The 6,529-nt window shown below is 73.3% G+C and carries 5 protein-coding genes and 1 pseudogene; 4 read left to right on the top strand and 2 right to left on the bottom strand.

All coding sequences use genetic code 11. The features are described from left to right. Both QZ772_RS00700 and pbpC read left to right on the top strand, forming a co-directional pair. Window positions 1–646, top strand: a 646-nt coding sequence (locus tag QZ772_RS00700; RefSeq protein WP_295522016.1) for an amidase family protein, incomplete at its 5' end; no start/stop codon positions are given. 70 nt (window positions 647–716) lie between these two features. Continuing rightward, window positions 717–2,912 carry a penicillin-binding protein 1C gene (gene pbpC / locus QZ772_RS00695; protein ID WP_295522012.1) on the top strand — a complete coding sequence of 732 codons (2,196 nt, stop codon included), beginning with the start codon at window positions 717–719 and terminating at the stop codon, window positions 2,910–2,912. A gap of 51 nt (window positions 2,913–2,963) precedes the next feature. On the opposite strand, the gene QZ772_RS00690 is transcribed toward pbpC, so the two are convergent. After that, entirely contained in the window at window positions 2,964–4,397 is a 1,434-nt protein-coding gene (locus QZ772_RS00690; RefSeq protein ID WP_295522008.1) for an ATP-binding protein, read from the bottom strand. A gap of 58 nt (window positions 4,398–4,455) precedes the next feature. Further along, the gene (ompR, locus tag QZ772_RS00685) at window positions 4,456–5,184 is read right to left on the bottom strand and encodes a two-component system response regulator OmpR (protein WP_295522005.1); all 729 of its coding nucleotides are present in this window, start codon (window positions 5,182–5,184) and stop codon (window positions 4,456–4,458) included. Between the two features lie 248 nt (window positions 5,185–5,432). Here ompR and QZ772_RS00680 point away from each other — a divergent pair, with 248 nt between their 5' ends. Both QZ772_RS00680 and QZ772_RS00675 read left to right on the top strand, forming a co-directional pair. Next, window positions 5,433–6,299, top strand: a complete 867-nt coding sequence (locus QZ772_RS00680) for a sterol desaturase family protein (protein ID WP_295522001.1) — start codon at window positions 5,433–5,435, stop codon at window positions 6,297–6,299. Continuing rightward, a pseudogene (locus QZ772_RS00675) lies at window positions 6,290–6,529 on the top strand (alpha/beta hydrolase); the annotation flags it as partial. The gene QZ772_RS00680 and the pseudogene QZ772_RS00675, both read left to right, overlap by 10 nt.

Raw genomic sequence — 6,529 nt, 5'->3', positions numbered from 1 at the left:
CCTCACGCAGCCGACACCCGAGCCGCCGGCCCGCGGCCTGCGCATCGCCTGGAGCCCACGCCTGGGCTGCGACTTCGCCATCGACGAGGACGTGCTGGCGCAACTGCAGGCACGCATCGACGCCCTGCGCGCCGCCGGCTGGCAGATCGCCGACGCCGACCCACCCTGGCCGCCCGAGGCGCGCGAATACCCGCTGATCGCCCTCCAGCATGCCGGCCTGCATGCGCTCTACGGCGAGCCGTGGGCCGCTGACCCGTCCCGCATCGATCCGGTTCTGGGCGGGCAGATCGAGACCGGCGCCCGCATCGCGCCCGCCGATGTCGCACGCGCCCTGCGCCTGCGTGAACGCATCGCGCACGCGCTGGCAGGCTTCTTCGAGCACTACGACCTGCTCCTGTGCCCCACCGCCCCGGTCACGGCCTGGCCGCTGGACCAGCTGGGCCCGCCCGTCATCGGCGGCCAGCCCGCCGGCCCGCGCGGCCATGCGGCCTTCACACCGCTCTTCAACTACTGCGGCGTGCCCGCCTGCTCCGTGCCCGCCGGCACCGTGCGCTGTCTGCCGGTCGGCCTGCAGGTGGTGGCGCCGCGCTACGAGGACGCGCGCGTGCTGGGCTTTGCGGCAGCGGTGGAGGGCTGCATCCCGTAGGGCTTGCGCGGGATGGCGCCCCGCCGCGCTGAGATACTGGGTCCATGCACAACATGCTGGATCCGCACGCATGAGGCGTCTCGGCACGCAGGTTCTGCCGCTGGTAGCGGCCCTCTTCCTCCCGTCCGCCGCCCTCGCCCTGCCCCGCTTCGACGACGTCCGCCGCGACTTCCGGCCCTCCGACGTGCAGGTGCTGGACCAGGGCGGCACGCTGGTGCAGCGGGTGCGCACCGATGCCACCGTGCGGCGCGGCCAGTGGATCGGCCTGGCGGACATCTCGCCCGCGCTGCGCCATGCATTGATCTACAGCGAGGACCAGCGCTTCTACGAACACAGCGGTGTCGACTGGCGCGCCGTCTCTGCCGCCGCCTGGGGCAATCTGTGGAACACCCGCACCCGCGGCGCCTCCACGCTGACCATGCAGCTGGCCGGCCTGCTCGACGAGGACCTGCGCCGCGGCAGCGGCGGCCGCAGCCTGGGCCAGAAGGTGGAGCAGGTCTTCGGCGCCGCCCAGCTGGAGCGCGACTGGCGCAAGGACCAGATCCTGGAGGCCTACCTCAACCTGGTGCCCTTTCGCGGCGAGCTGGTGGGCATCGACGCCCTTTCGCGCACGCTCTTCGCCAAGGCGCCGCACGGCCTGGACGCGCGCGAAGGTGCCATCGCCGCCGCCCTGGTGCGCGCGCCCAATGCCTCGGCCGCGCAGGTGGCGCGCCGCGCCTGCGAGGTGCTGCGGGCCATGCAGCCCGGGCCGCCGCCGGATTGCGAATCCCTGGCCTTCTTCACCCAGGCCGCCCTGCAGCGCCGCGCCTTCGATGCCAGCGAAGGCATCGCGCCGCACTTCGCCCGCCAGGCGCTGCGCCAGCGCAGCGGCGATGCGCCGACGCTGCGCACCACGCTGCGCGCGCCGCTGCAGCGCGCCGCGGTGGAGGCGCTGGACCGCCAGATGCGCGAGCTGCGTGGCCGCAACGTGCAGGACGGCGCCGCCGTGGTGCTGGACAACGCCAGCGGTGCCGTGCTGGCGTGGGTCGGCTCGTCGGGCGCGCACAGCCGCGCGGCCGAGGTCGATGCCGTGCTGGCGCCGCGCCAGCCGGGCTCCACGCTCAAGCCCCTGCTCTATGCGCAGGCGATTGCCGAGCGCCGCCTCACGGCCGCCTCGCTGCTGGAGGATTCGCCCGCGCAGATCGCCACGCCGGGTGGTCTGTACATCCCGCAGAACTATGACCGGCACTTCAAGGGCCTGGTCTCGGCCCGCACCGCATTGGCCGCCTCGCTCAACGTGCCGGCGGTGCGCACGCTGGTGATGGTCTCGCCCGACGCCTTCGCCCGCCGCCTGCAGGCCAGCGGCCTTGCCCTGCGCGAAAGCGGCGACTATTACGGCTACAGCCTGGCCCTGGGCAGCGCCGAGGTCAACCTGCTGGCGCTGACCAATGCCTACCGCATGCTGGCCAATGGCGGCCGCTACACGCCCACGCGCCTGCTGCCGGACGCCGCCGCCGAGCCGCCCCGGCCGGTGCTCGACGCGGGCGCCGCCTTCATCGTGGGCGACATCCTGTCGGACCCGAACGCCCGGGTGCGCACCTTCGGCCCCGACAGCCTGCTGGCCACTCGCTTCTGGACCGCCGTGAAGACCGGCACCAGCAAGGACATGCGCGACAACTGGGCCATCGGCTGGTCGCAGCGCTACACCGTGGGCGTGTGGGTGGGCAATGCCGACGGCTCGCCGATGTGGGACGTGAGCGGCACCAGCGGCGCGGCGCCGGTCTGGGCCGAGCTGATGCGCCAGTTGCACCAGCGCGAGCCCAGCCGCGCGCCCGCGCCGCCGCCGGGCGTGGTGCAGCAGGCCGTGCGCTATGCCGCCGCGGACGGCGGTGAGCGCGGCGTGCCACTGGAAGCCGCCCGCAGCGAATGGTTCCTGGCCGGCACGCAGCAGGCGCTGTTCACGCCCTCGGCCATCCGCGCTGGTGCGGGCGATGACGCGGCCCGCCGCACCGCGCGCATCACGGCGCCGGCCGACGGCACCATCCTCGCGCTCGACCCGGACATCCCGCCGCGCCACCAGCGCGTGCGGCTGGCCGCCGACGGCGCACCGGGCGATGTGCAGTGGCGGCTGGACGGCCGCACGCTCGCACGCGGCACGGCGGCCGACTGGCTGCCCTGGCCCGGCCGCCACCGGCTGGAGCTGGCCGATGCGCGCGGGCAGGTGCTGGACAGCATCCGCATCGAGGTGCGCGGTGCGGGCGTGGTGGGGGCGCCGCCGCGTCGCTGAGCTCGGCCTCTGGCGGCGGGCGGCCGTCCCCCGCGCCGCTGCGCCGGACGATCAAGCCCGGGAGCGTTCGGCGCGAGGCAGCATCACGCGCGCGCAGAGCCCGCCGCGATCCGCCTGCAGCAGCGCCAGCTCGCCGCCGTGCTCGCGCGCGATGCGCTCCACGATCGCCAGCCCCAGCCCGGCGCCGGCGCCGCCCGAGCGCGCCTCGCCTGCCCGGTGGAAGGGCTGGCGCAGCCATTCGGCCTGGGCGGGATCGATGCCGGGCCCGTGGTCGATCACTTCCAGCCACACCCAGGCGCCTTGCGCGCAGCTGCGCAGCAGCACCGGCGCCTCGCCGTACTGGTGGGCGTTTTCGAGCAGGTTCGCCAACATGCGTCGCAGGGCCGGAGCGCTTCCGCTGACCAGGGGCAGCGCCCGTGCCGGCTGCCATTGCACGGGCTGTCCATGGTCGGCGAAATCGGCACAAAGGCGGGCACCCAGCCGGTTCAGGTCCACCGGCTCCAACGGCCCGGGATCGTCGGCGGCACGGGCGTAGTCGAGGAACTGGCCCACGATCCCGTCCATCTCTTCCAGGCTGCGCACCATGCTTGCGCGCGTGGGCGCGTCGGCCGCGTCGCCGACGATCTCCACCGCCAGGCGCAGTTTGGTCATCGGCGTGCGCAGGTCGTGCGAGATGCCGGCGAGCATCAGCGCGCGCTCGCGCTCCTGCTGGGCCAGGCTGTCGGCCATGCGGTTGAAGCTGCGGCTGACCGTGGCGATCTCACTGGGGCCGTCCTCGGGCAGCTGCGGGGGCTTGCGCCCGGCGCCCAGGCTGGCGGCCGCCTGCACCAGTCGCGCCAGCGGCCGATCGAGCCGGCGCTGCAACCACAGGGCGCCCAGCAGGGCGAGCACACCGCTGCCCGCGCTGACCGCCAGCCACGCCCCGGTGAACTCCCGCGCCGGCAGCACGCCCGGCAGCACCAGCCAGTGGGTGTCGCCGTCGAGCGCCACCCGCAGCGCCAGGCCGCCGTCTGCGGCACGCCGCCAGTTGGCCTGCATGCCGGCTTCGCCCAGGTGCAGCGACACCTGCCGTACGAATCGCCGCTCCAGTGCGCTGAGTCGCGGCACCGCGTCGGGGTCCCCGTCGGCGGGGGCATCCGTGCCGGCTGGGCGGCGGTTGGAGGCGTCCACGAATGCCGCGCGCTGGGCGGGCGGCAGGCTGGCCAGGCCCGCGCGGACGGCCTGCAGGTTGGTGGCCACGGCGTGCGCCGCCTGCGCGAGGCGCGGCTTGAGCACCAGCTCGCGCAGCAGCAGTGCACCACCGACCTGACCGATCAGGATCAGCGCCACGATCAGCAGGGCATGGCGGCCGAGCAGGCTGCGCGGCCAGCGTGCAGCGCCGGCTCGGGTGGCGGCGGGCTGCGCATGGGCTTCGCTCGCCGGGCGGGCATGCTCCGGCACGATCGGCCGGGCAGGCATGGACAGGCCATCGACGGGCGTGCTCACGGGCCTACCCTCCGCGCAAGGCGCTCCGGGATTCGCGCTTGGGAGCGGCCCGGCGCGCTCATGCGCGACCTCCATCCGGCACGAAGACATAGCCCACGCCCCAGACGGTCTGGATGAAGCGCGGCTCGGCCGGGTCGGCCTCGATCAGCTTGCGCAGACGCATCACCTGCACGTCGATGCTGCGGTCGGTGGCCTCGTGCTCGCGGCCGCGCGCCAGCTCGATCAGACGGTCGCGGCCCAGCGGGCGACCGGGGTGGCGGCAGAAGGCGGCCAGGAGCAGGAACTCCCCGGTGGTCATCGGCAGCACTTCACCCGCCCGGCTGAGACGGCGCCGGCCGAGGTCGAGCACGAAGTCCTGGCCGAAGCTCAGTTCGCCCTCTTCGGGTTGCGGGCCGGTGTGCGCCCCCAGCATGCGCTGACGCCGCACCATCGCCTGGATCCGGGCCAGCAGCTCGCGTGGGTTGAAGGGCTTGGGCAGGTAGTCGTCGGCCCCCATCTCCAGGCCGACGATGCGGTCGACCGGATCGCCGCGGGCAGTGAGCATCAGGATCGGAATGGTCTCCCCCTGGGCGCGCAGGCGGCGGCAGGCGGACAGGCCGTCCTCGCCGGGCATCATGACGTCCAGCACCAGCACATCGAAGCGCTCGCGGGCGAGCAGCCGGTCCAGGGCGACGGCGTTCTCCACCGTGCGCACGGCGTAGCCCTGGTCACCCAGGTAGCGCTGCAGGAGTGCTCGCAGGTCGGCTTCGTCGTCGGCCACCAGGATGCGGGCAAGCGGCTCGGTCATGCCGCGAAGGGGCCGGGCCGGCCTGTCGCGGCTGCTGTTGGAAGAAGGGGATGGGACGACGGACGCGGCTTCGAGGGCATGGCGGCATCCTAGACAAGCCGCCCGCCTCGCCCCTCCCCCGAATTCATGACAAACGATGACAAACAGCCCGCGCCGTCATGGCCCGTCATGGGCGCCCACCAGGCCGTGACGTGGGAGTGACCACTTTGCCGCACAGTGGCAACCGCAATCACGGAAAGAAGCTCGCCATGCACACCGACACGCTGCGCCACGCCCTCGGCCCGGAGGCGCTGCACTGGCTCCTCGGCCTGCTGGTCCTGGTGCTGGCCGCCGCCACGATGGAAGGACTGGTGCAGACCTTCGTGCGGCGCCAGGCCTATGACTGGCGGGCTTATGCCGCATCGCTGGCCGACGCCGTGGGCCGCCGGGCGGTGGATGCGCTGGGCCTGTCCATCGCCGCGCCACTCATGGCACTGGCCTGGAACCATCGGCTGCAGACGCTGACGCTCTCCACGCCCGTGGCAGTCGCCCTGCTCTTCCTCGGCCAGGAGCTGTGCTACTACGCCTACCACCGTGCCGCGCACCGCATGCGGTGGTTCTGGGCCACGCATGCCGTGCACCATTCGCCGAACGAGCTGACGCTGGCCGCGGCCCTGCGCCTGGGCTGGACGGGCAAGCTCACCGGCACTGCGCTGTTCTTCGCTCCGCTGGTGTGGCTGGGCTTTTCGCCGGTCGCCGTGCTGGCGACGCTGGCGGCCAACCTGCTCTACCAGTTCTGGCTGCATGCGCCGTGGCTGCCGCGCCTGGGGCCGCTGGAATGGGTGTTGAACACCCCCACCCATCACAAGGTGCACCACGCCGCCAACCGCGAATACCTCGACTGCAACTACGGCGGCGTGCTCATCGTCTTTGACCGTCTGTTCGGCACCTTCGTCGACCTGCGGGACGACCTGCCGCCGCGTTGCGGCCTGACGACGCCCCTGCGCACCCACAATCCGCTTCGCATCGCCTTCCACGAATGGGGACGGCTGGCGCGGGATCTGCGCGCGGCGCATGGCGTCAGGCAACGTCTGCGCATCCTTCTTGGCCCGCCGGAAACCCCACCATGCCCCTGATCCGACACCTGCTGCCCGGCCTTGCGCTGCTGTTGGCCACCGCCCTGTCGCATGCCGCCCCCGACCAGCAACGCGCCTATGGCAGCGATGCGGCGCAGCGGCTCGACATCTACCTTCCCGCGCAACCGCAGGGGGCGCCCCTGCTGGTGATGGTGCATGGCGGCGCCTGGATGTACGGCCGGCCCGACGCGCCGAATGTGGTGGATGCCAAGGTGGCCCACTGGGTGCGC

The organism is uncultured Pseudacidovorax sp., from assembly GCF_913773995.1.
GTDB lineage: Bacteria > Pseudomonadota > Gammaproteobacteria > Burkholderiales > Burkholderiaceae_C > Xenophilus.
Note: the sequence above shows the minus strand (reverse complement) of the source record. Positions and strands in the feature narration are given on the sequence as shown.